Here is a 24,387-nt window from a genome sequence, read left to right as displayed (position 1 = left end):
TACTCACAGAGGAGGCAGGAATGGCTCAACTGGGCGGTGCAGGTGGTGCGGGCGGAGCCGGTGGCGCTGGCGGCGCCGGTGGAGCGGGCGGTGCCGGTGGAGCGGGCGGAGCCGGTGGCGCGGGCGGAGCTGGTGGCGCAGGTGGATCATTCCTCGGCACGATGGCCGATGCCTACGCCAATTCGATCATGGTGGACGCGCTGATCCTTGGACGCGAAGGGACGATCGTCGTTCCGGACACCGCCTACTATTCGCCGGAGCTGCCGACAGTCGTTGACGACCCAAAAGAAATTGAACGCTGGGAGCCTTGGGTTCGCGCTTATACTGCGATCGGCGAGATGCTGCAGGGCATCAGCTTTCAGAAAACGACAAACACGGCGACAACCCCCGCGACGGACACTGGATTCCAGGTCTTCTCTTCCGCATCGCCCTCCGGCTCCCCAACGTTGATCGCAGAAATCGAACGTCCGCACAAATCGACGTTCGAGGCTCAAATCCCGATGGTACTCAGCTGGGCCGAACTGCGTAACGAACGGGCTACCGAAATCTTGGCTCAGATCGATCCTACCTATGCCTTCTGGTCGTCGATCGTCTACATGCATCCCGACCGAACCAAGCGCACGTTCGAACTCATCAACATGGTGTTGCAATTCTGCGTGTATGTCGAGATGCGATTCAAGCATGCCTTGGCATGCTGGCGACCGGTCGAATACAACGCCGAGATTCAGCCGATGATCACCACCCCAGGGCATGGATCATTCCCGAGCGGACACGCCACGCAGGTCCATGCAGTCGCGCATGTGCTAAAATCGCTTCTGAGACTCAATCCGCAAACCACTCCGCCAAGCTCGGGATACCCAACGGTGACCGAACAGTTGAACCGCCAGGCGGCACGCATCGCAACCAACCGTGTTGTAGCGGGCGTCCATTTCCCTGTCGACAGCATGGCGGGACGCATGTTGGGCGTAGCACTGGGCGAGTACTTTGTCGGGCGTTGCACTGGTCAGCAAAAATTCATGAGCCGAAAGTTCCTTGCTGGGGGAATTGATGGCCATGCCACCACGGATTTCAATCCGTTCAACACCGGCCCGACCACGTCCACATTCCTGAGCCAGGACCTCGACCAAGCTCCATTCTACTCTGAATCCATGGGAGTAAACGTAACTCAGTCCTCTTTGATGAATTACGTATGGGGGAAAGCGGAGGCGGAGTGGTACGGAAAATTTGGAGTTCCTGTCCCGGTTTAAAGGAAGCCTGCCGATATACGCGCAGCGGAGATCGTTCCATGCTCGAACAATACCCAGATTGCTATGAACCATACTTGCGCTATGCGATCTCGACCGACTTCAGGAATTTCGAAGCCTTCGACGAGGAGCAGTTTGCGCTGCTCCTCCTTGTAGAGCTCTTTCAAGCCGAGAAAGTTGCAGAATTTGCAAGAAAAATGGCCAGGTTCGACGCGGCGCTCGGCCCTCAGTTCCGCGACCATTTCCCCCACGTCGATGCTACTCGGTATGTCACGATGCGCGCCAGCAAGCGGGCCGTACTCGACAATGACGCCATCACAATCTGGAACGACTTAGTCAGCAGGGTCGAACTGTCGCTTCCGCTGAAAACTTCATCATTAGAGGATTTCACGAAGTTAAGAGCCATCACCCCACGCTTCGAAGGAGCCAAAGAACTTCTGATCGGTGTTCTTGACGATGGCTGCCCGTTCGCCGCCGCGCAATTTCTCGCAACCGGGGCAAACGGCAGTCATACTACACGAGTGCGGGGCATCTGGGATCAGAACAGAGACAAGCAACCGGTCACGATCAGCGCGAATCAGAAATTCGGGCAGGAGCCGTCCGATTTCGGCTTCGGTGTCGAATACCGGCGCGATCTCCCTTCAGGGTCCACTCAGATCGGACTCAATGAATGGATCGAAATGCATTCGAGCCCATCGCACGTCATCGACGAGGATGGCTGTTACGCGGACGCCGGTTTTACCACTCTTGCGCGCCGGGCGTCTCATGGCGGACACGTGATCGACGTGTTCGCGGGACGGATCCCGACCTCTTCACGTGTCGGTCCCGCGCGTAAGCGGCGCGATCCGCCGAGTTGGAAACCGGGCGTCGATCTTGCCGCCAATGCGGACGTTGTGTTCGTGCAGTTCTCGGACGAGTGCATCCGTGATGCAACCGGAGTTTGGCTCAAGGACTATGTCGTCGAAGGTATCCAGTACATCCTGTCATTTGCCAAGCCGAACGTGACCAAGAGAGTGATTGTCAACCTCAGCTATGGGCCAACCACAGGACCGCACGACGGCACAGCGCTACTGGAAGAACAATTGAACGCGCTGATCGCGCAGTTCGACGGCACTCAGGGAAAACCCAAGCTTGAAATCGTTCTGGCGGCGGGAAACGCCTATTTCAGCGAGGGACACGTTAGCTTCACTAGACGCACTGCTGCAGACCCCGACTCCGTGGAATGGGTCTGGCGCCTCCCTCCTGACAACTCGGTGCTCTGCTTTGCAGAGATATGGATGGAGACTGCAGCCGCTCTGGATGCAAAGATCACCCTTACGCCGCCCAGCGGACTTCCTGTTTATGAACCGACGCCTCCGCCGCCACAGCCGCCGCCCATTCTTCCGCCGGCGGGCGTGGACGAACCGGTGGTCCGGGGTGAAAACACGATGTGGCGGCTTCAGGTCGAACCCACCATTGTCCCACCGAACCCCACGACCAACATCGAGATCGCCGAGCATGGCGACTGGAAAATCAAAATCACCGAGATTGGCGTCAACGCGCACGTCCATGCCTATGTCGCGCGCAGTGATCCCAACATGGGCGTGCGCACGCGCGCCAAGCGTTCATATTTCGTCGATCCGAACTGGGAACAGCGGCATTCGGCCAGCGCCAGTTGCAAATATTCCGGCGGGGAATTCGACAAAGCCAGTTCGCTGATCAAGCGCTTCGGCACGCTCAATGGAATTGCTAGCGCCAAACGCGCGAGAATTCACGTCGCCGGTGGCTTCGTTATCGCAAACCAGCGCAAGTCGGCCTACTCATCGGCTGGCCCTGCGCGCGATGCTCCTGCCTCGCCGCTCCGCGTTGGTCCCGATGTCGTGTTGCCTTGCGATGAATCCTATGCGCTTGGAGGCATACGCGCCGGCGGCAACCGAAGCGGTGCCGTATTCCGGCTCAAAGGCACCAGCGCCGCCGCCCCGCAACTGGCGCGGCACGTGGCGGATCCGCCGATCCCAGCGGCGCAGCACCCCCCGAGCACGATAAGAGAGAAACAAAAACGGGGGCGCGGCAATGTAGACCCACCATAGGGCGCGCGCTGGGCGTCGCGCGACAATTACCTCCGCCTCCACCGCCCGGCATTCACCGCTCCCACCGGCACCCTGTTCGCGACGATCTCCTCCACCTGCCGGACGGTCTCCAGCGCCTGGCTCTCGATTGCCGGCGGCGTCAGGCCGCCGATATGGGGCGTGGCGATGACGTTCGGCAGTTGTGCCAGCTCGGGCGTCGGCATCTGGTCGAGCGCGCGGCCGACATCCATCGCGGCGCCGGCGATGCGGTTCTCGCGCAAGGCGGCCGCCAGCGCGGCCTCGTCGACGAGGTTGCCGCGCGACAGGTTGATAAAGAAGGCATGCGGCTGCATGCGTGCCAGCGCCGCCTGCCCGATCAGGTTCTCGGTTTCCTCATTGGCGACTGCGAGGCAGACGACGTAATCGGCGCGCGTCAGGAGATCGTCGAGCGTGACATGCGCAATCTCCGTGTCGCTCACGGTCGCATAGGGATCGGCGACCAGCACCTCCATGCCCAGCACCTTGGCGATCTCGACGAGATAACGGCCGATGCTGCCATAACCGATGATGCCGAGGCGGCTGCCGGCCAGTTGCCGGCCCATGATCACGTCCGGCTTGCGCGCGGCATGATAATCGGCGGTGGCGCGCGAGACGCCGCGCGACAGGTCGACCATGAAGCCGAGCGCGAGCTCGGCGACCGACTGAACGAAGCCAGGACCTGCCCGCGTCACCAGGATGCCGGCGGCGGATGCGGCGTCGACATCGATGTTGCGGATATCGACCGCGCAGCGGACGAAGGCGCGCAAGTTCGGCAGCGCCGCAAATATCTTGCCCGGCCCGGCGGTGAGGCGGTCGGCGACGATGATATCGACATCGCGCGCAGCGGCGATGAGGCCGGCGGCGTCAAGCGCATCGCCAGCTTCATGCAGCTTCACCTCTGCGATGGCCTGCAGGCCGCTCAGGGCGCGCGCGCCGTAATATCGCGCGCGGGAATGCGGCGTGTGGGTCAGCAGAACTTTCAACGCTGGAGGCCTCCCTGTTAGTCCGACATGTACGGCGTGGCGGCGGCCCATCTACGGCGAGGCCGCTGCTGCATGCAAGCCAGCCAGCCTCCTGATCTTACTTGGTCCGCGCGATCGTCGTGCCGTCCCAATCTTCGCCGGCGGGATTTTCGAGCTGCTCGCGGCAGCGCTCGATCATGACCGATGACGCCGCATCGTGCCCGCGGGCTTTCAGAACACTCTCGAACGCGCCAATCGCGGTCGTGAAATCGCGCGCGCGCCACGCAGCAAGCCCGGCCTCATAGGCAGCCACCCAGTCGGGCGTGCCGTCGGCCTCGCCGGCCATGCCGAGCAATTCATAGATCTGCAGTCCGCCCGCGCGGCCATAGACCGCGAGGCGGTCGAGTTCGCGAACGGCGATGCGCTCGCCGGCAAGATGGCGGGTTTCGGGACCGATGATGATGGTGGAACCATAGGCCTTGTTGGTACTCTCCAACCGGCTCGCAATGTTCACGGCGTCGCCGATCACGGTGTAGTTCAGCCGCACCTCCGAGCCGATATTGCCGACCAGCATCTCGCCGGAATTGATGCCGATACGAATTCGAACCGGCTGGCCGTGATCGTCGATGAGACCGGCGTCGTCCACCGCGCGCCGGCACGCCAGCGCGGCGCGGCAGCAATCCACCGCATGGTCGGGATTGGCGGATGGCGCGCCCCAGAACGCCATGACGGCATCGCCGATGAACTTGTCGATGGTGCCGTTGTTGCTCTGGATCTGGGCCGAGACGCAGTCGAAATAGCGCGACAGCAGCGGAATGATGCGGTCGCCGAGCCGCTCCGACATGCCGGTGAAGCCGGCGAGATCGATGAACATCACGCTCATCGGCCGCACCGCGCCGCCGAGCCGCGCGCCGTTGCCGTCGCTGATCAGCCGCTTGACGAGATCGGCGGGAATGTATTTGCGGAAGGCGGCAAGCCCCTGCGCCATGTCGCCGATCGCGCCGGAAAGATTGCCGATCTCGGTCAGCCGCGACGGATGCCGCTGCACCTTGTCGAGGTCGAAGCGCTCGACATGCCTGATCTCGTTCACCACCTTGATCAGCGGCGCGGCGATCAGGCGCTGGGCCAGCCAGGCCGACAGCAGTCCGGCAAAGACGATGAGAACCGCAAGGCCGATCAGGAGATTTTTGATCGTCATCCGCACCGGCCCGAGAAATTCCGATTCTGGCACCACCGTCACCAACGACCAGCCCGGAAAGGAGATCGGCGTGATGACGGCCTGGTAGGCCTTGCCGTCCCGCGTCACGGTGGTGTTGAACGGCTGGCCTTCGCCGGGCTCGTAAGCGCTGCCGGCGTTCGTGATCGCATCGACCGCGACCGGAAACAGCGGATGATCGGTTTTCAATTCCATCTGCTCGCTGGCATCGGGATCGGGCGAGGCCACCACCTTGCCGTCCCGCTCCAGAATGAAGGCGCCGGCCGACTTTCCAACCGTGAGCTGCGACAGGAAATTCGAAACGCGCGTCAGTTCGATGATGATGGCGACGACGCCGGCCGGCTTGCCGTCGATCGCGACCGGGGCCGAAAACGCCGCCGCCAGCCGTTCGCCGCGCGGATGCGTCGTCAGCGTCGACCAGTATTCATCATTGGTCTGGTGGGCGACCCGAAACCATTCCTGCTCCGTTACGGCATAGTCCGTCTCTTCGAACCAGCTGGCCTTGAGTTTCAGATCGTTGCCGACGAATTCGTAGCGATTGATGCGCAAATTGCGGTCGGGCGAGATCTCGAGCATTTCGATCACGTTGTTGCCGAGCTTGTGGCCGGCGAAGAATGAGCCGTCGGGCCATCCGAACGCCACCCAGGAGATGGTCGGCTGCGACAGCAATTGCGAGCGGAACACCACTTCGCGCTTTCCGGCATCGCGCGGGTCGAACACTTTTTCGGCCAGCAGCGTCCGCACTGCCAGCATCGACGAGCGCGCCTCCGACGTGACCGACTGCAATTCGTCGCCAACGGCTGACACGATCTGGTCGTTGATGGTGTTGGCCAGCGTCTGGCTGACCTGTTGGGCGGTGCGCCACCACAGCAAATGCACGCCGACGGCGCTGACGACGATGGACGTCAGCACGAGGGCGGAAATGGCGGTGCGGATGCCGAGGCGCATGCGGGGTCCAAAATCGCGGGTTGGTGACCGTAATACGCGACCATAGCAGCGTCTGTTTCGCCGGCGAGGCCAAATTCCGCCGCCCGGACACGGCTCTGTGACCGAACTTGAGCCGCAATGCCGGCGAAACTTATCGATTGGCTGTTCCGTACTAGCCAAGAGGGCGCTATGCCTTGCGACGGTTCTTGAAGGTCATGCAATGCACGATGTTTCCATCCCGGCGGCCCTGATTGCCGGTCTTGTCAGCTTCCTGTCCCCCTGTGTTCTGCCGCTGGTGCCGCCCTATCTGATCTACCTCACGGGCGCGACCATCGAGCATGTCGCCAATGACGAGACCTCAGAGGCCTCCAAGCGCGCCGTCATGACCTCGGCGCTGATGTTCGTGCTCGGCTTTTCCACGGTGTTCGTGGCGCTCGGCGCCAGTGCTTCCCTGATCGGCGGCCTGATCCGGGCCTGGTCGGCGCAGCTCTCGATCCTGGCCGGCATCGTGATCATCATCATGGGCCTGCACTTTCTCGGCCTGACCCGGATCAGCCTGTTGATGCGCGAAGGCCGGATGCCGATGCCCAAGCCGGTCGGGCTGTGGGGCGCCTATGCCATGGGGCTGGCTTTCGCCTTCGGCTGGACGCCCTGCATCGGTCCGATTCTGGCCGCGATCCTGTCGATTGCGGCGGCCGAGGCCACCGTCGCCAAGGGCGCCGGCCTGCTCGCGGTCTATTCCGCCGGGCTCGGAATCCCCTTCCTGCTGGCGGCCTTCATGATCGAGCAGTTCTCCTCGCTGTTTGCGCGAATGAAACGGCACCTCGGCAAGGTCGAGCATGCCATGGGCGTGCTGATGGTGATCACCGGTATTGGCTTCCTGACCGGTGCCGTCTCCAACGTCAGTATCTGGCTGCTTGAGACGTTCCCGGCCCTGCAAAATTTCGGCTGAGGTCCGCGTAACAAGCGGCCAGGCGCCTGCGAAACTGCAATCAGAGCCAGGTTGCCGCAAGGCGGGCGCGCGGCATTTTCGCGTGCACCTGACAGAACTGACCGCAGGACGCGGCCTCCGTCAGTTCAAATAGTTGGAGGGGAGTTCGCATGCATTTCATCATCAATCTTCTTATTTCGCTGCCCGCGCGGATCGCCTCGCATTTTTCCTGGGCCGGTCCCCTGATCATGCGTCTCATCGTCGGCTACACCTTCATGCTGGCGGGCTGGGGCAAGCTCAACAATCTGGCGCAAGTGACGGAAAACTTTATCGGTTGGGGCATCCCGTTTCCCAATATCCTTACCCCCTTCGTGTCATCCGTCGAATTCTTCGGCGGCATCATGCTAATCCTCGGCCTGTTCACCCGCATTCCGGCCGCGATGCTGGCGGTGGTGATGGTCGTCGCCATCAGGTCGGCGAAATGGGGCGACGTCGATTCGCTGGAGACCCTGCTCGGCTTCGAGGAGGCGACCTACTTCGCCGGCTTCATGTGGCTCGCCATCGCAGGTCCTGGCGCCGCCTCGCTGGATCGGCTGCTGCTGAATGCCAGCGGTCGGCCCAAAGCCGCGACTGACACTCACAATCCCGTGACATCGGCGAAAGCCTGAGCCCGGATCGCACGGCTTGCGTAGCTGGCGACAACGCCACCTTCTGGGAAGTCGCCATGAAACTCGTCCGCATCGCCGCCCTTGCCCTCGCCGCGCTCGCGGCTTCGCCGTCGTTCGCGGCGGACGGACCGAAATGGAGCGGCTGGGACGACGATCTGTTTGCCCGTGCGCAGGCCGAGAAACGTTTCGTGATCCTCGATCTCGAAGCGGTGTGGTGCCACTGGTGCCACGTCATGGAGAAGACGACCTACGCCGATCCGAAGGTGAAGGAATTGCTGGCGAAAAAATATCTGCCGGTTCGCGTCGACCAGGACGCCAACCCTGATCTGTCGAGCCGCTATGGCGACTGGGGCTGGCCGGCGACCATCGTGTTCGCTCCTGATGGCAACGAGATCGCCAAGATCAGGGGGTATATCGAGCCGGAACGGATGCAGGCGCTGCTCAAAGCCGTCATCGATGATCCCTCCCCGGGACCGTCGGTCGGCGAAGCCTTTGAGGTCAAGCCGTCGACGTCGGCTTTCCTCGACAAGCAGCAGCGCGCGACGCTCATGAAGAACGTTGACGAATCCTACGAGGAGAAGCTCGGCGGCTGGGGCGAGAACCAGAAATATATCGACGCCGACAGTATGGACCTTGCGATCTCCCGCGCTGAGGCCGGCGACGCCATCGCCATCAAGCGCGCCCGGCAGACGTTAGACGCCGCCATCGCGCTGATCGATCCGGTCTGGGGCGGCGTCTATCAATATTCCGAAGGCGGCGCCTGGACGCGGGCGCATTTCGAAAAGATCATGTCGTTCCAGGCGCAATACCTCCGGCAGTACAGCCAGGCCTATGCGCTGTGGAAGGACCCGAAATATCTCGCCGCCGCGCGCGACATCGAGCGCTATCTCGCGGAATTCCTCACTAGCCCCGAAGGCGCGTTCTATGTCAGCCAGGACGCCGATCTCGACCACGACACCGACGGGCACAAATATTACGCGCTCGCAGATAGCGAGCGGCGCAAGCTCGGCATGCCCCGCATCGACAAGAACCTCTATGCGCGGGAGAATGGCTGGGCAATATCGGGACTTGCGGCCTACTATAACGTCACCAACGACGCCATGGCGCTGGCAATCGCCGAACGCGCCGCAAAATGGGTGGTCGACAACCGCGCGCTGGCGGATGGCGGCTTCCGTCATAGCGAGAAGGATCGCGGCGGCCCGTTCCTCGGCGACACGCTCGCCATGGGCCAAGCCTTCATCGATCTCTATGCCGCGACCGGAAACCGCGACTGGCTCGCGAGGGCCGCAAAGGCCGGCGATTTCGTCGCGACGTTCCGCGATGAGGCCGGCGGCTTCTTCACCTCGAAGACGGCGGAAGGCAAGACCGGCGTGCTCGCCAAGCCCGCCAAGCTGCTCGACGACCAGGTGCAGGTGAGCCGTTACATGAACCTGCTCAACCGTTACTTTGGCAACGAGACCTATCGCGAACAGGCGGCGCATGCGATGCGCTACCTCGCGGGCGCCGCGGCCGGGATGATGCGTCCCCTCCCCGGCGTGCTGCTCGCCGACGAAGAACTCGCGGTCGAGCCGACCCACATCACCATCGTCGGCCACAAGGACGACGCCCGCGCCCAGAGCCTGCACGCACTCGGCCGCGCACTTCCAGCCCGCTACAAGCGCCTGGAATGGCTCGATCTGCGTGAAGGCAAGCTGCCCAACCCCGACGTCGAATATCCCGATCTCGGCGAGCCCGCAGCCTTCGCCTGCAGCAACCGCATCTGCTCGTTTCCGTCGTTCAACGCCGAGGAGCTTCGGGCCACCGTCGCGCAGATGGCAAAGCTGAAGCCGGCGCGCGGGTAATTCAAGCTGATCCGTTCTGCAACGCAACTGTCGTAGGTATCCGGGCTAATCCGTTGAAGCGTCGCGGTTTCTTTGCGCGCGACGCGCGCCGAAGGTCACGGCACCGCGCAACGAAATACTCTCAAGGGCCCCGGGGTTAGACATGGACGGGATGCCCAACCGCAAAAAAAGAAAATTTTCTTTTGAAACTCTGTAACCAAATCGCCTGATGCCCCGTAGCTGGCTCTGGATGAGCACTCGATCACGAAGGCCCGACGTCTCCGGCAGGTCGCCGTGACCGAATTGTCATCCGTCACATCGCTCGCGTTGTGGGGGTCCGCGATCGAACGATCAGCAGATGCTCGCGACGTCCTGTCCTTAACAATGATCGAGGAGATCGTCATGAAGCTGAATTCCAAATCCGGTGCGACGCTTGCCGCTGCCGCCGCCACCCTGTTCCTCGCCGGCTCGGTGGTATCGACGGTGTCGACGCCGGCGAACGCCGCCCAGGGCAAGTGCATGGCCGGCAACGCCTGCAAGGGCCAGAGCGCCTGCAAGGGCGCCGCGAACGCCTGCAAGGGCCAGAACGCCTGCAAGGGCCAGGGTTTCTCGGCGACTTCCGAAAAGGCTTGCGCCGCCATGGGCGCCAAGTTCGTCAAAGGCTGATCGGCGGATCCAAGGCGTGGGGGCCCGGCTCCGCCGGGCCTTCATTGTTTGGCACCGGCAGCTAAAATAAAGTTGGCCGCGCCTGTAACTTAATCCGAACCCGCCGCGTAGCTTTCTCCGGGTGCCGTTTGTCGGCTGGATCTGTCGCTGCTTACGGGCGGTGCACCCTCTTAACTTCTCTTGGAGGATACAAATGAAGATGACATCCAAGTCCGGCGCCGCGCTGGCAGCCGCCGCTGCCACCTTGTTCCTGGCCGGCACCACCGTGTCGACCGTCACCTTTGCTGCCGGTGAAGGCAAATGCATCGGCGCCAATGCCTGCAAGGGCCAGAGCGCGTGCAAGGGCGGCGCGAATGCCTGTAAGGGCCAGAACGCCTGCAAAGGTCAGGGCTTCTCGGCCATGACCAAGGAAAAGTGCGACGCCGCCAAGGGCAAGTTCCAGCCGTCCTGAGCCGCGGCTCGATCGGGGCCCGGCGTAGGCCGGGCCTCGCTTCCATGGTAGGTTGCCGTGATAATTTGGAGACGCCGCCCGGTTTTTGACGGCGCCGTTCGACGGAGACGAGATGAACGTCGCAAGCAGATTGCCTGATAGCTCGGCGGCCCCGCTTGCAGATCGCCCGGTGACGTCGGAGAAGCCGGCCTTCCTCGGCTTCGGTCTCGGCCTGCGTCACCAGCACTACGATGAAATCCTCAGCGGCCATCCGCCGATCGACTGGTTCGAGGTCATCAGCGAGAACTACATGCTGCCCGGCGGCCAACCGCTGCGCACGCTCGATCGCATTCGCGAGCGCTATCCGGTCGTGATGCACGGCGTGTCGATGTCGATCGCCTCCACCGCACCGCCGAATTTCGAATATCTGCAGGCCCTGAAGGATCTCGCCCGTCGCGTCGAGCCGAAATGGGTCTCCGACCATTTGTGCTGGACCGGCGTGCACGGCAAGAACCTGCATGACCTGCTGCCGATTCCCTACACCAGGGAAGCACTGGGTCACGTCGTCAGCCGGGTGCAACTGGTGCAGGATTTTCTCGGCCGCGCCATCGTGCTCGAAAACGTCTCGACTTATGTCCAGTTCAACAATTCCGAAATGACGGAATGGGAGTTTCTGTCCGAGCTGTCGCAACGCTCCGGATGCTGGCTGCTGTTCGACGTCAATAACGTCTATGTCAGCGCCTTCAACCACGGCTACGATCCCCTGACCTTTCTCAACGGCATTCCGGCGGATCGCGTGGTGCAGTTTCACATGGCCGGCCACAGCCACATGGGCACCCACATCATCGACACCCATGATCACCCGGTGTGCGAGGATGTCTGGGAGCTCTATGCCGCGGCGCTAAGGCGCTTCGGCCGCGTCTCGACCATGATCGAGCGCGACGACAACATCCCGCCGCTCGAAGAGCTCCTGCTCGAGGTAGCCAGGACGCGCGAAATGGCCGAGAAAATCCTCCCCGCAGGCACGCCGCCCGAATGAGCGACTTCGCGCGACAGCAGGCCGAGTTTCAGCGCGGCATCCTTGACGGCGACGACACGGCGCTGGCCGAGATTCTCGACAGCCCCCGCGAAAAGCGCGACGTGCTGTTCGGCGTCTACCGCTACGCCTATGGCTCGCGGCTGGTCGAGGCCATGCGCAACGACCACGAACTGCTGCATCTTTATCTCGGCGACGAGATGTTCGACGAGATGGGACATGCCTATGTCAAGGCGCGTCCATCCGCGCATCCGAACCTGCGCTGGTTCTCGCAGGGCCTGCCGGAATTTCTGAAATCGACCGCACCTTATGCTCAACACCCTGAATTGTCCGATCTCGCGGCGCTGGAGAAGGCGCTCAACGATGCGTTCGACGCCGCGGAAGGCAAGGTGGTCGAACTGACAGACATGGCGGGCTTCGCGCCAGAGGTCTGGTCGGTTCTCCGATTTAAGCCGCATCCCAGCACCGCCAGGCTCGACGTCGCGACCAATGCGGCGGCGATCTGGCTTGCGTTGAAGAACGAGGAAACGCCGCCGGATGCCGCCGGGCTGGAGCACCCTGCGTATCTCCTGATCTGGCGCCAGGACACAACGCCGATGTTCCGCGAGCTGTCTGCCGAAGAGGCGATGATGTGGGACGAGGCCGCAAACGGCATTCCGTTCGGCGTGCTCTGCGAGATGCTTGCGACCTATGACGATCCTGACGGTGCGGCCGGCCGCGGCGCCGGCTATCTGCACGGCTGGATCACGGCGGGACTATTGACGGATGTTTCCGTCAGCTCATGAAGGGGAGCGCTCGGCGAATGGGAATAGACACCGATCGCCATTTCATCGAGCGCATGCATTGGGACGAGGTCGCCCGCCGCATCAAGGACGGCGCAGCGGGGATATTGCCGATCGGCGCCGCCGCCAAGGAGCACGGCTTTCACCTGCCACTCAATACCGACCGCATCCAGGCGGAATGGCTCGCGGGCAAGATCGCGGAAAAGATCGACGCGCTGGTCTGGCCGACGCTGACCTACGGCCACTACCCTGCCTTCGTCGAATATGCCGGCAGCAGCAGCCTGTCGATTGCGACCTTCGAGGCGCTGGTGCGCGAGGTTGCGGGACAGATTCTCGATGGCGGATGCCGCAAGCTGGTCGTGCTCAATACCGGGATCAGCACCCTGGCACCGGTCGATCGCGCGCTGGCGCGGCTCGACGCCGCGCGGATCAGGCATTTGTGGATCCACGAGGGCCCGCGCTATCCGCGCGTCGCCCGGCAGCTCGCCGAGCAGAGCCATGGCAGCCATGCCGACGAGATGGAAACCTCGCTGATGCTGGCAATAGCGCCGCATCTGGTCGATATGACGCGCGCCGAAGCCAGCCCCACGCTCGACGAGGAGACCCCGGGGCAGTTGACGCCATCAGATCCGGATTCGCCGAACTACAGCCGCTCCGGCAGCTTTGGCGATCCGACGCGGGCGACGGCTGCCAAGGGCGAAGCCCTGCTCGCCGCCATGCTCGACGATCTGCATGAACAGGCTGCAGCGTTCGTTGGACAGGAGCCCGATGCGCACCGGGCGACCACAATGCACAATTTGCCCCGATGAAAACCGCCGGCGCCATTCGCTGGACGATGGCCAGCGCGGTCATTGCCGCGATGCTGGCAGGCACGATCTCGTTCCGCGCCGACGCGCAGTCGGAATATATGCGCGGCGGCCGCATGCCCTATGACGCGTTCGACCGGCTGCCCAAGACCGATCTCGAAATCGGCGGCGGCACCATCCACGTCGCCTTTGCGCCGGGCGAGACGGCGTTGCCACGGGAAAAACTGCTCGACTGGATCAGGATGTCGGCCCGCGCGGTCACGACCTATTACGGGCGCTTTCCGGTCAACTCGCTGCGGCTGCTGCTGGTGCCCGTCGATGGCGCGCGCATTCGCGGCGGCACGACGTGGGGCTATGGCGGCGCCGCCATCCGCATTCCGCTCGGCCGCGATTCGACGGAAGAGGTTTTGCACCGCGACTGGGTGATGGTGCACGAGATGGTGCATACCGCCCTGCCCGACATGCCCGATCGCTACGCCTGGCTGTCGGAAGGGCTGGCCGTCTATATCGAGCCGGTCGCGCGGGTGCAGGCCGGCGACCTGCCGGCGCGGGAAATCTGGCAGGCCATGATGCGCGACATGCCGAAGGGACTGCCGCAAGCCGGCGACGAGGGCCTCGACAACACCCCCACCTGGGGACGGAAATATTGGGGTGGCGCCATGTTCTGCCTGCTCGCCGATATCGAAATCCGCAAGGCTACGAATAATCGCCTCGGCCTGCAGGACGCGATGCGCGGCGTGCTCGCCGCCGGCGGCAATCACGAGCAGGACTGGTCGATCGAGCGCATTCTCTCAACCGCCGATAAGGCCGTCGGCGTCGATGTGCTGACCCGCCTTCACGGCGAGATGGGACCAAGATCGGTGACGCCGGACCTTGCAGCACTATGGCGCGAGCTCGGATTGAAGCGGATCGGCGAAGACATCGAGTTCGACGACGCCGCGCCGCTTGCCGCGATCCGCAAGGCGATTACCGCGCCACACGGATAATAGGACGCTCGGAAAGGCAAGCGCGACGATCCGGCAGCCTGCCGCTGCCGGATCCTCTGCGCCCAGATATCAGAACTTGTAGCTGGCGCCGACGCGCACGCGGTGCATCTCGTTGCGGAATTCGGTTCGGGTGCGGTCCTTGCCGGATAGCGTGACACTGCCATAATCGGCGTAGAGATATTCGCCGCGTCCGACGAAATGTTTTGTGAAGGCGTATTCGAAGCCGCCGCCCACGACCAGCCCGGCCTTGACCTGCTCGTCCCAGATCATCTCCTGCACGGTGTCGCATCCCTTCTGCACCGTATGGCGGTAGCCGTTGCCGATAGTGGCCACGCCGACACCGACGGCGCCATACGCCAGCAGACGGTCGAACGCGTAGCCGGCGCGCAAACGGGCCGCACCGAACGCGCCGAAACTCGACAGCAGGGCGCTGTCGCCAAAAATCAGTTCATCGCGCGACGAGGAGGACTTGCCCCACTCGAACTCGCCGCCGATCACAAAGCGGTTGGCGAACTGGTGATTGTAGCCGCCATAGACACCGGCCGCGAAGCCGCTCGCCTGCCCTTCCGAATGACGGCACCCGCCGTTTCGGCAGTAGTCGGCAGCCCAGGCCGCATACCCGCCGCCGCCGTAGATACCCGCATAAAAGCCGGTCCAGTTGTAGGAGGGCGATGGCAGGTCCGGAACACGCATGTCGGCCGCCTTGGCCGCCGGACCTGCCAACAAGAAGCCGCAAGCGGCAACAATCCCCCAGGAAAGAAAACGCATTTTAACGCACCTCATCACGCACGCACACGCAACACATGTTGCGGAACCAAGCTGAAGAGGGCAGTTCGGGCGCGACGATGTTTAAGTCGGGCGGCGCCGTGTTGAAACGAGGCTATGTTTGGAACGAAATTGGGATCGCCGCCACAATGTGCAACCTGTGAGAGAATAAGCTCGTTGCAGGCGTTTTCTCACCACTTGCGGTTTCAACGCGAAGGTGGCGGACCACGGGCGCCTCTGGGGCGTGGACTCATTGCGCGCAGCCATAGCTAATCGATGCAAGCTGGATGAAGGCAAGGCGGTGGCGGCGAGTTTGTCGTAGAGAGCAGCGAGCCGCATTCGGGGGCATGGCCGATATAGCGGGACCTGCTACTGGCTTCGTCCGGGTCGAAATGACCCGAAGCGGAACTGAGCAAGCAAACTTCGAGCCGAACTCATATTAGGGCGCTAATGCAATCTTTACCATGGCTGCGTCAGCACGCCGGTTGGGCCAAACTGGAGGTGCGGCGGATCACAAGGAAGCATAAGTGATCAGCATGAGCAGCGGCATCCCGACCGGCAGAACTTATCTTGTCTTCGTCTTATTGTGGAACGCGGTGTTCTGCGCTGTGGCGATAGCTTGTTTTGTGCTTCTCGCAGCTGGTTACGTCGTCACCGCGATCTTTACGCTCCTGCTCACCGCTTACGGGTTCTTCCGGCATTCCAAATTGATTGGCCGCCGCGCAAGGCAGGGCATTCGGCAGCCCACGCCTGAGCTTCGCCGATGGTTATCGATCACCTCAGAGAACCGAGACGCTATCGACCGCAGTTCTTGATGGTAGACGGCCGCTCTTGGCCTTGGGTTTTCATCCGATGTTCGTACCAGCACTCTATCTTTGTCTCGCACTCCTCGGTGGAGCATGTTCGCTCTATCTCACTGCCCGTATGTTTCGTTCAGCGGTCCGAACAGGGACCGTCGAAGCGGGAGCAACGCGGGTGTATGACAGAGTGGAGCATCCCGAAGCATTCTACGGCGTGCTCATTGCATGGGTATTGATCGACGCGATGATGGTCGTAAGCTCGTTTGCCTTGCTAGAGATATTGATCGAACAATTTGAACGATGAGGGCACCGTCCCTTTGTCGATTGCTGCTAGTCTTGACGAAGGCTTATGGCCCACAGCGTCGTTTCGTTGCGGCGCGGCAGTTGGGCCACCATCGGAGCGAAGCGGACATTTGAGCAGGCCGCGTTCGCGGAACCGGATTAATCAATACGCGCCCTACCCCACCGGCACGATCTTCCCCGGGTTGAAAATGTTCTGCGGATCGAGCGCCTGCTTGAGCGCGCGCATGGCGTCGATCGCTTCGACGCCGAGCTCGGCCTTGAGGTATTTCTGCTTGCCCTGCCCGATGCCGTGCTCACCGGTGCAGGTGCCGCCCATCGCCTGCGCGCGCTCGACGAGACGATGCATGAATTCCTCGCCGCGCGCCATTTCGTCCTTGTTGTCGACGTCGCAGACCAGCGAGCAATGGAAATTGCCGTCGCCGACATGGCCGACGATCGGCGACAGCAGATTGAGCCGCTTCAGGTCTTCCTCGGTCTCGGTGACGCAATCAGCGAGCCGGGAGATCGGCACGCAGACGTCGGTCGCCACTACACCCGCGCCGGGGCGTAGCGCCTTGACCGACCAATAGGCGTCGTGCCGCGCCTGCCACAGCTTGGTGCGATCCTCCGGCCGGGTGGTCCAGGTGAAATCGCCGCCGCCGCATTCCTTGGCGATCTCGCCGAAATTCTTCGATTGCTCGGCCACCTCGACCTCGCTGCCGTGGAATTCAAGCAGCAGCAGCGGCGTCTCCGGCAGGGTCAGCTTGGAATAGGCGTTGCAGGCGCGCACCTGCTCCGCGTTGAGCAGTTCGATGCGGGCGAGCGGAATGCCGGTCTGGATCGCCAGGATCGTGGCCTGGCAGGCGCCGCGCACGGTCTCGAACGAGCAGGCCGCGGCCGCAATCGTCTCGGGAATGCCGCGCAGCTTGATGGTGAGTTCGGAGATGATGCCGAGCGTGCCCTCGGCGCCGACGAACAGATGCGTCAGGTCGTAGCCGGCCGCGGATTTCTTGGCCCGCGTCCCTGTCGTGATGATCTCGCCGTCGCCGCGCACCACCTTCAGCGCCAGCACGTTCTCGCGCATGGTGCCGTAACGCACCGCATTGGTGCCGGACGCCCGCGTCGATGTCATGCCGCCGAGCGAGGCGTCGGCGCCGGGATCGATCGGGAAGAACAGGCCCTGGTCGCGCAGATGCTCGTTGAGTGCCTTGCGGGTCACGCCGGGCTGGATCACGCAGTCGAGATCTTCGGCATGGACTTCCAGAATCCGGTTCATGTCGCGCAGGTCGATACAGACACCGCCGGCCGGCGCATTGACCTGGCCCTCCAGCGAGGTGCCGGTGCCGAACGCAATCACGGGCACGCCATGTCTGGCGCAGATCCGCACCACGTCCTGGATATCGGCGGTTTCCTGCGCCATCACCACCGCGTCCGGCGGCTGGGTCGGCAGCCAGGTGGTGGTATGGGCATGCTGCTCGCGCACCGCCTGCGACGTAATCAGCCGGTTGCCGAAACGCGCCGCCAGCGCCTCCACCGCACTTGCCACAGCCTGCGGTTCCGGCCGCTTCACACTACCCGATATCGTCGTCGCCACGTTCAAATTCCTCCCGAATTTGAGCGGACCGTGGCAAAGGATATAAGGAGGGTCAAGAGCGCGAAACGAACAAGGGATGGATGATGACGAGCGGTGCCACGGCCAGGGAAAACCAAGAAGATAGCCTGAAGGATATGCCGCTGCCGCCGGCTCCGTTTGTGTCCTCGATCATGCAGATCGAGCCGCAATGGATCGACTATAACGGCCACCTCAACATGGCCTATTACAACGTGATGATGGACCGGGCGATCGACGAAATGTGGCTGCAGCTCGGCATCGGGCCGGCCTACATGAAGGAGCGTCAGTGCTCGACCTTCACCGCCGAAGCCCATGTGCGCTATGTGCGCGAGATTCATCTCGGCGATCCCGTGCAGGTGACGGTCTATCTGCTCGAAAATGACGAGAAGCGGCTGCATACGTTCGAGGATCTGCGCCATGCCAGCGAGGGCTGGCTGTCCGCCACCTCGGAGAACATGACGCTGCATATGGACATGAAGGCACGCAAGGTTGCGCCGTTCCCGCCGGATATCCGCGCGCGCATCGCGCAGGTGGTAGCTTCACACGCCGCGGTGCCGCGGCCGGAGGGCATCGGCCGCACGGTCGCGATGCCCCGGAAATAGCGGTTCAGGCCGGCAGCCCGGCCTCCTGCAGCGCGCCGACCACCAGATTGCACTGGCTTGGCGGCAGCGGCGGCATGCCGCGCTGCACTTCCGATACCGTCAGATCGGGATAATGCTGCCGTAGCCCATCGAGGCTGCGGCGGGCCTCTCGCGCCTGTCCGGCAAGCACATGGGCCGGACACAGCGTCCGGTGCACCCAGCTTGCCGACGGATGTTCGGCCAGCGCGCGCTCCTGCCAGCGCGCACCCTCGGCATATTGACCGGCGGTGAAGAGTGCGCAGCCGATTCCGACCATGCTGTTGAACGCCAGCGGGTCATGGGGGGCGAGGTCCAGCGCAATCTTGAAGCGCTCAATGGCGGACTGCGGAACGCCCTTGTAGACATCGATCCATCCGCTGCGGCTCCATGCCCAGGCCGATCCGCCGTCGATCGCAAGCGCCTTGCGCGTGACGAGATCAGCGGCATCGAACTCCCTAAGCAGCGATAGCGCGTTGCCGAGGATGGCGAGCACGGTGGCATCGCCGCCGAGCGCCCTCGCCCGGTGTGTCAGCTCCAGGCTGCGGGCGCGTTCCTGCTGCGGCGCGTGGGTGAAGTGATAGACTGCGCGCTGGACATGGGCCCACGCCGCCAGTGCGATGGCGAGCGGCTGGTTCGGATCCTCTTCCATGGCGCGATCGAGCATTTCGAGCGCGCGGGCGTTGCCGCACGCATCGAGCGAAAGCACGCCCGGCATCGCGCGCAGCGCCAGATCCTGCGCGCCGAGACCGGCCGCCGGCTTGCGCAGCGCGCGGTCGATCTCCGCCAGACGCAGGCAGGACTGCAGCGCCGCGGCGATCCTGGCCGCGAGATGCTCGGTCGTTGCGACGTCGTCATGCAGAATGCCGTCGATGCGATGCGCCCAGAGCTGGCCGCCGGTTTCGGTGTCGACCAGGCGGATAGTCAGGTGCGCTTGCGTGCCCGCTCCGCGGATCGCCCCGCCCAGATGGTAGCGCGCCGCCACCGACCGCGTGGCGACCGCTAGCCCGGCGCGGACGAGCGCGGTAGCGAGATCGTCGGCGATATCGGCCGCCAGCGCCAGGTGCTCAGCCGCAGCCTCGATCGGCCCGAACGCGATCACCACCCGGTCTCGCGCCGGCACGAGCAGCGAAGGCATGGCGCCGAGCGCGTCCGTAAGCACGGTCTGCCGCTTCAGGGTCTGCGACGGGGTTTCACTGTAGCGGCGGCGATAGGCGATCGAGAATCGTCCAAAATGCGTGAAGCCGCAGCGCAGCGCCACGTCCATGATCTTGACGCCGGGGCTGCCCTGCAGCAGCTCGCGGCGGGCGCAGTCGAGCCCGATCTCGCGCAACACAGCGCGTGGGCTCTTGCCGACAAAGGTGAGGAACTGGCGTTGCAGGGTTCTGGCGGAAACGCCGGCGATGCCGGCAAGCTCGGCCAGGCGCCAATTGTGGCCGACATTGGCCCGCATCGCATCGAACGCACGCTTGACACCGCGCGGCAGCGGCGAGGCCGCCGCCGAGATCCCCTGACTGGCAATCATCCGTAACTCCGAGGCCACCCTCGTGGTGAGTCCCCGGACCGGCCGAAAGGTTCACGATCCGGATAGCCCTGTCGCAAAACGGATAGCCCCCCGGCGAGCCCCTGGCCTAAGCCGGCATCACGCTGAAATCGGCAAATTCACCTGCTTCAAACAAATTCACCTGCTTCAAAGGAGAAGTGACATGGCTACCACCGCGACTGCCCAGGCCCAGCAACCCGGCCAGGTCGATCTTTCCGCCCTGAAAACCCGCCAGCACGGCGCCTGGTCGTCCGGCGACTACGCTGTGGTCGGCACCACGCTGCAGATCGTCGGCGAGGAACTATGCGAGACGCTCGACCTGCGCGCCGGCCAGAAGGTGCTCGACGTCGCCGCCGGCAACGGCAACGCCACGCTGGCCGCGGCGCGGCGCTGGTGCGACGTCGTCTCGACCGACTATGTGCCGAGCCTGCTCGAGCGCGGCCGCGCCCGCGCCGCGGCGGAAGGCCTGTCGGTCCAGTTCAGGGAAGCGGATGCCGAGGCGCTCGACTTTGGCGATGCGACGTTCGACGCCGTGCTTTCGACCTTCGGCGTGATGTTCACGCCGGACCATGATCGCGCCGCCTCGGAGCTTTTGCGGGTATGCAAGAGCGGCGGCAAGATCGGCCTCGCCAACTGGACGCCGGACGGATTCATCGGGCAGCTGTTCAAGACGCTCGGCAAATACCTGCCGCCGCCGGCCGGCGCAAAATCGCCCGCGCTATGGGGGACGCAGGCGCGGATCACGGAGATGTTCGGAACGTCGGCGGCTTCGGTCAAGGCGGAGAAGCGTCACTTCATGTTCCGCTACAAGTCCCCGCTGCATTTCCTCGACGTATTCAGGAATTACTACGGCCCCACGCTGAAAGCCTTTGCCGCGCTTGATGAAACCAATCAGCGCCGTCTCGCCGACGACATCCTGAAGCTGATCGCGTCGATGAACCGCGCCGAGGACGGCACCATGGTGCTGGGAAGCGAATATCTGGAAATCGTCATCGTCAAACGCTGACGAAAATCCGGCGAGATGCGGCGGTGACGGCGATTAGCCGTCGCCGCCGATTTTGCATGGGCGTTAGCTACGCCCGCTAGACATTGCTGCGTCCGCGGACCAAGCCGACGACCGCCGAGATCAGGAACAGGATGACGGCGATGAAGAAGATCGCCTTGGCGATTTCGACGGAGGCGCCGGCGATGCCGCCGAAGCCCAGAACACCCGCGATCAACGCGATGATCAGAAATGTAACGACCCAGCTCAGCATGATACGACCTCGATTGGCTGTTGCTTTCTCGATGCCAGCGACGGCGATGCCGCGCATCGACCGCAGGATCAATACGGGCCGGTAATGTTGGTTCCGGGCACTGGAATCGCGAAATTTGACGATTTTTGAGGAACAAAATCGCCCGTCGCGCGCGAAATCAGGCCGGCAAATGCACCGGGATAAACCTGTCAAAACGGCCCGATAGACCCTATATGGCCCATAATCCCTGCTATGAAGGCTCCCCTTTACCGCCTCACGGTGCCATCGTGGGGCCGAGACGATTCGAGAATGACCGAGCCGAACAAACTGCCCCATCACGGCGTCCCCGAGCACCAGCCCGCCGCTGGCGGCATTGCCGCGCGGGCGCGCGCCGCGGCGGGCCCGCAATATCTCAATGGGCTCAACCCCGAGCAGCGCGAGGCGGTCGAGACGCTGGATGGGCCGGTTCTGGTGCTGGCCGGCGCCGGCACCGGCAAGACGCGGGTGCTGACGACCCGCATCGCCCACATCCTGAGCCAGGGCCGCGCCCGGCCGCAGGAAATTCTCTCGGTGACCTTCACCAACAAGGCCGCGCGCGAGATGAAGCTGCGGCTCGGCCAGATGCTCGGCCAAGCCGTGGAGGGCATGCCCTGGCTCGGCACCTTCCACTCGATCGGCGGGCGCATCCTCCGCTTCCACGCCGAACTGGTGCAGCTGAAATCCAACTTCACCGTGCTCGACGTCGACGATCAGGTCCGCCTGCTCAAGCAGCTGTTGCAGGCCGAGAATATCGACGACAAGCGCTGGCCGGCGCGCATGCTGGCTGGCCTGATCGATGGCTGGAAGAACCGCGGGCTCGCGCCCGGCCAGGTGCCGGCGGGCGAAGCCGCGATGTTCGCCAACGGCAAGGGCGGCAAGCTCTACGCCAGCTATCAGGAGCGGCTGAAGATCCTCAACGCCGCCGATTTCGGCGATCTCTTGCTGGAGAATATCCGGCTGTTCCGCGAAAACCCCGATGTGCTCCGGCAATACCAGAGTCGCTTCAAGTTCATTCTGGTCGACGAATATCAGGACACCAACGTCGCGCAATATCTGTGGCTGCGGCTGCTGTCGCAGGCGCCGTCGCGGCCCGGCTTGCCGCTCTCGGCGATCATTCCTGGCGCCACTGATGCTCCCATCATTCCGGGGCACGCCGCAGGCGTGAACCCGGAATCTCGATATGGTGAGGACTCATCTCTGGATTCCGGGTCTGCGCCCTCGGCGCATCCCGGAATGACGACGCCACAATCGCAGACACCGCCCAAAAACATCTGCTGCGTCGGCGACGACGACCAGTCGATCTACGGCTGGCGCGGCGCGGAGGTCGACAACATCCTGCGCTTCGAGCACGATTTTCCCGGCGCCAAGGTGATCCGCCTGGAGCGTAATTACCGCTCCACCGGCCATATCCTTGCCGCCGCCTCGCATCTGATCGCGCACAATGAAGGCCGGCTCGGCAAGACGCTGCGCACCGAGGATGTCGATGGCGAAAAGGTCACGGTAACCGGCGCGTGGGATTCGGAAGAGGAAGCCCGCGCCATCGGCGAGGAGATCGAGGAGCTGCAGCGCGCGAGTGAAAACCTCAACGAGGTCGCGATCCTGGTCCGCGCCTCGTTCCAGATGCGCGAGTTCGAAGATCGTTTTGTCACGCTCGGCCTGCCCTACCGCGTGATCGGCGGCCCACGCTTCTATGAGCGCGCCGAAATCCGCGACGCGCTGGCTTATCTGCGCGTGATCAATTCGCCCGCCGACGACCTCGCCTTCGAGCGCATCGTCAATGTGCCCAAGCGCGGGCTTGGCGATGCCACCGTGCAATTGCTGCACGACCACGCCCGCAAGCGGCGCATGCCGCTGTTCGAAGCGGCGCGCGCCGTGGTCGAGACCGACGAACTAAAGCCGAAGGCGCGCGGCAGCTTGCGCGATCTCATCATGCAATTCGACCGCTGGCGCGCCCAGCGCGATGTGACGGCTCACACCGAGCTCGCCGAAATCGTGCTCGACGAGAGCGGCTATACCGAGATGTGGCAGAAGGACCGCTCGGCCGACGCCGCGGGCCGGCTCGACAACCTCAAGGAACTGATCCGCTCGATGGAAGAGTTCGAGAACCTGCAAGGCTTTCTCGAACACATCTCGCTGGTGATGGACCGCGACGGCGAAGCCGGCGACGAAGCGGTATCGCTGATGACGCTGCATTCGGCCAAGGGGCTGGAGTTCGACAACGTCTTCCTGCCCGGTTGGGAGGAAGGCCTGTTTCCGAGCCAGCGCACGCTCGACGAACAGGGCCGCGCCGGCCTCGAGGAAGAACGGCGCCTCGCCCATGTCGGCCTGACGCGCGCCCGCCGCCGCGCAAAGCTGTTCTTCGCCACCAACCGGCGCATCCACGGCACGTGGTCGACCACAATCCCCTCGCGATTCCTCGACGAGCTGCCGTCAGCCAATGTCGAGATCACGGAATCCAAGGGCGGCTCCGGCTGGGGCGGCGCCGGCGGCTACGGCCCGTCGCGCTTCGACAACATCGAATCCTTCGGCTCCAGCTACTCCACGCCCGGCTGGCAGCGCGCGCAGGCCAACCGCAATCGTGGCCAAGGCGGTCGCGGCGGAGGCCAGGCGCGCGGCGGCTTCGAGGAAAGCCAATCATCATTTTCTGACGCGCGCGGCGATACCTTCGGAGGCGGCTTTTCGCGCAACAAGCGCGGCCCGATGGTGATCGAAGGCGAGCTGGTCGCAAAATCCACCGGCACGGTATCGGAATTCTCGCTCGACGACCGCGTGTTTCACCAGAAATTCGGCTACGGCCATGTGGTGAAGATCGACGGCAACAAGCTGACCATCGCGTTCGAAAAGGCCGGCGAGAAGAAGGTGGTCGATAGTTTTGTGGAGCGGGCTTAACAGCGATAATTTTCCCCCGCGCGATTGCATAAGCGACAGAACGT

General features: G+C 63.4%; 21 protein-coding genes. 15 read left to right on the top strand and 6 right to left on the bottom strand.

Annotated elements, in window-relative coordinates; translation table 11 throughout:
- Positions 1-20: 20 nt before the first annotated feature.
- Positions 21-1,247: a phosphatase PAP2 family protein gene (locus QA643_RS08255; RefSeq protein ID WP_283032696.1), complete on the top strand. Its 1,227-nt coding sequence runs from the start codon at positions 21-23 to the stop codon at positions 1,245-1,247.
- A gap of 38 nt (positions 1,248-1,285) precedes the next feature.
- A complete protein-coding gene (locus QA643_RS08250; RefSeq protein WP_283032695.1) occupies positions 1,286-3,313 on the top strand; it encodes a hypothetical protein in 2,028 nt (675 codons plus the stop codon).
- A gap of 26 nt (positions 3,314-3,339) precedes the next feature.
- Here QA643_RS08250 and QA643_RS08245 read toward each other — a convergent pair whose 3' ends face one another.
- Together QA643_RS08245 and QA643_RS08240 are read right to left on the bottom strand one after the other, a co-directional pair.
- A complete protein-coding gene (locus QA643_RS08245) occupies positions 3,340-4,314 on the bottom strand; it encodes an NAD(P)-dependent oxidoreductase (protein ID WP_283032694.1) in 975 nt (324 codons plus the stop codon).
- 97 nt (positions 4,315-4,411) lie between these two features.
- Positions 4,412-6,457 (bottom strand): adenylate/guanylate cyclase domain-containing protein, encoded by a 2,046-nt coding sequence (locus QA643_RS08240; protein WP_283032693.1) that lies wholly within the window; start codon positions 6,455-6,457, stop codon positions 4,412-4,414.
- A 199-nt stretch (positions 6,458-6,656) separates the two neighbouring features.
- Between QA643_RS08240 and QA643_RS08235 the strand changes: the two genes are divergently transcribed.
- The 9 genes from QA643_RS08235 (at position 6,657) to QA643_RS08195 (ending at position 14,561) form a co-directional block, all read left to right on the top strand.
- Complete coding sequence (locus QA643_RS08235; protein ID WP_283032692.1) at positions 6,657-7,388, top strand: cytochrome c biogenesis protein CcdA; 732 nt, start codon at positions 6,657-6,659, stop codon at positions 7,386-7,388.
- Between the two features lie 149 nt (positions 7,389-7,537).
- Positions 7,538-8,035, top strand: a complete 498-nt coding sequence (locus QA643_RS08230; protein WP_283032691.1) for a DoxX family protein — start codon at positions 7,538-7,540, stop codon at positions 8,033-8,035.
- 56 nt (positions 8,036-8,091) lie between these two features.
- Positions 8,092-9,876: a DUF255 domain-containing protein gene (locus tag QA643_RS08225; protein ID WP_283032690.1), complete on the top strand. Its 1,785-nt coding sequence runs from the start codon at positions 8,092-8,094 to the stop codon at positions 9,874-9,876.
- A gap of 381 nt (positions 9,877-10,257) precedes the next feature.
- On the top strand, positions 10,258-10,521 hold the full coding sequence (locus QA643_RS08220) for a hypothetical protein (RefSeq protein ID WP_197520947.1): 264 nt from the start codon (positions 10,258-10,260) through the stop codon (positions 10,519-10,521).
- Positions 10,522-10,714: 193 nt separating this feature from the next.
- Positions 10,715-10,972: a hypothetical protein gene (locus QA643_RS08215; RefSeq protein WP_283032689.1), complete on the top strand. Its 258-nt coding sequence runs from the start codon at positions 10,715-10,717 to the stop codon at positions 10,970-10,972.
- A gap of 112 nt (positions 10,973-11,084) precedes the next feature.
- On the top strand, positions 11,085-11,990 hold the full coding sequence (locus QA643_RS08210) for a DUF692 domain-containing protein (RefSeq protein ID WP_283032688.1): 906 nt from the start codon (positions 11,085-11,087) through the stop codon (positions 11,988-11,990).
- Positions 11,987-12,772 carry a DNA-binding domain-containing protein gene (locus QA643_RS08205; protein WP_283032687.1) on the top strand — a complete coding sequence of 262 codons (786 nt, stop codon included), beginning with the start codon at positions 11,987-11,989 and terminating at the stop codon, positions 12,770-12,772. The genes QA643_RS08210 and QA643_RS08205 overlap by 4 nt, the downstream gene beginning before the upstream one ends.
- Positions 12,773-12,789: 17 nt before the next feature.
- Positions 12,790-13,578 (top strand): creatininase family protein, encoded by a 789-nt coding sequence (locus tag QA643_RS08200; protein ID WP_283032686.1) that lies wholly within the window; start codon positions 12,790-12,792, stop codon positions 13,576-13,578.
- Positions 13,575-14,561 (top strand): hypothetical protein, encoded by a 987-nt coding sequence (locus tag QA643_RS08195; RefSeq protein ID WP_283032685.1) that lies wholly within the window; start codon positions 13,575-13,577, stop codon positions 14,559-14,561. Before QA643_RS08200 ends, QA643_RS08195 begins: the two co-directional genes overlap by 4 nt.
- Positions 14,562-14,630: 69 nt before the next feature.
- Here the strand turns inward: QA643_RS08195 and QA643_RS08190 are convergent, their stop codons facing one another.
- Positions 14,631-15,329 (bottom strand): outer membrane beta-barrel protein, encoded by a 699-nt coding sequence (locus QA643_RS08190; protein ID WP_283032684.1) that lies wholly within the window; start codon positions 15,327-15,329, stop codon positions 14,631-14,633.
- Between the two features lie 524 nt (positions 15,330-15,853).
- On the opposite strand from QA643_RS08190, the gene QA643_RS08185 reads away from it, so the two are divergent.
- Positions 15,854-16,141, top strand: coding sequence for a hypothetical protein (locus QA643_RS08185; protein WP_283032683.1), 288 nt, complete (start codon positions 15,854-15,856; stop codon positions 16,139-16,141).
- 442 nt (positions 16,142-16,583) lie between these two features.
- Here the strand turns inward: QA643_RS08185 and QA643_RS08180 are convergent, their stop codons facing one another.
- Positions 16,584-18,002 (bottom strand): FAD-linked oxidase C-terminal domain-containing protein, encoded by a 1,419-nt coding sequence (locus QA643_RS08180; RefSeq protein WP_283032682.1) that lies wholly within the window; start codon positions 18,000-18,002, stop codon positions 16,584-16,586.
- Positions 18,003-18,136: 134 nt separating this feature from the next.
- Between QA643_RS08180 and QA643_RS08175 the strand changes: the two genes are divergently transcribed.
- The gene (locus tag QA643_RS08175) at positions 18,137-18,622 is read left to right on the top strand and encodes a thioesterase family protein (RefSeq protein ID WP_283034741.1); all 486 of its coding nucleotides are present in this window, start codon (positions 18,137-18,139) and stop codon (positions 18,620-18,622) included.
- Between the two features lie 4 nt (positions 18,623-18,626).
- On the opposite strand, the gene QA643_RS08170 is transcribed toward QA643_RS08175, so the two are convergent.
- The gene (locus tag QA643_RS08170) at positions 18,627-20,162 is read right to left on the bottom strand and encodes a helix-turn-helix domain-containing protein (protein ID WP_283032681.1); all 1,536 of its coding nucleotides are present in this window, start codon (positions 20,160-20,162) and stop codon (positions 18,627-18,629) included.
- Between the two features lie 181 nt (positions 20,163-20,343).
- Between QA643_RS08170 and QA643_RS08165 the strand changes: the two genes are divergently transcribed.
- On the top strand, positions 20,344-21,186 hold the full coding sequence (locus QA643_RS08165; protein ID WP_283032680.1) for a class I SAM-dependent methyltransferase: 843 nt from the start codon (positions 20,344-20,346) through the stop codon (positions 21,184-21,186).
- 76 nt (positions 21,187-21,262) lie between these two features.
- Here QA643_RS08165 and QA643_RS08160 read toward each other — a convergent pair whose 3' ends face one another.
- Positions 21,263-21,436, bottom strand: a complete 174-nt coding sequence (locus QA643_RS08160; RefSeq protein WP_028350352.1) for a DUF1328 domain-containing protein — start codon at positions 21,434-21,436, stop codon at positions 21,263-21,265.
- Positions 21,437-21,724: 288 nt separating this feature from the next.
- On the opposite strand from QA643_RS08160, the gene QA643_RS08155 reads away from it, so the two are divergent.
- The gene (locus QA643_RS08155; RefSeq protein ID WP_283032679.1) at positions 21,725-24,343 is read left to right on the top strand and encodes a UvrD-helicase domain-containing protein; all 2,619 of its coding nucleotides are present in this window, start codon (positions 21,725-21,727) and stop codon (positions 24,341-24,343) included.
- Positions 24,344-24,387: the final 44 nt, after the last annotated feature.

The sequence above is a fragment of the Bradyrhizobium sp. CB3481 genome, from assembly GCF_029714305.1.
GTDB lineage: Bacteria > Pseudomonadota > Alphaproteobacteria > Rhizobiales > Xanthobacteraceae > Bradyrhizobium.
Note: the sequence above shows the minus strand (reverse complement) of the source record. Positions and strands in the feature narration are given on the sequence as shown.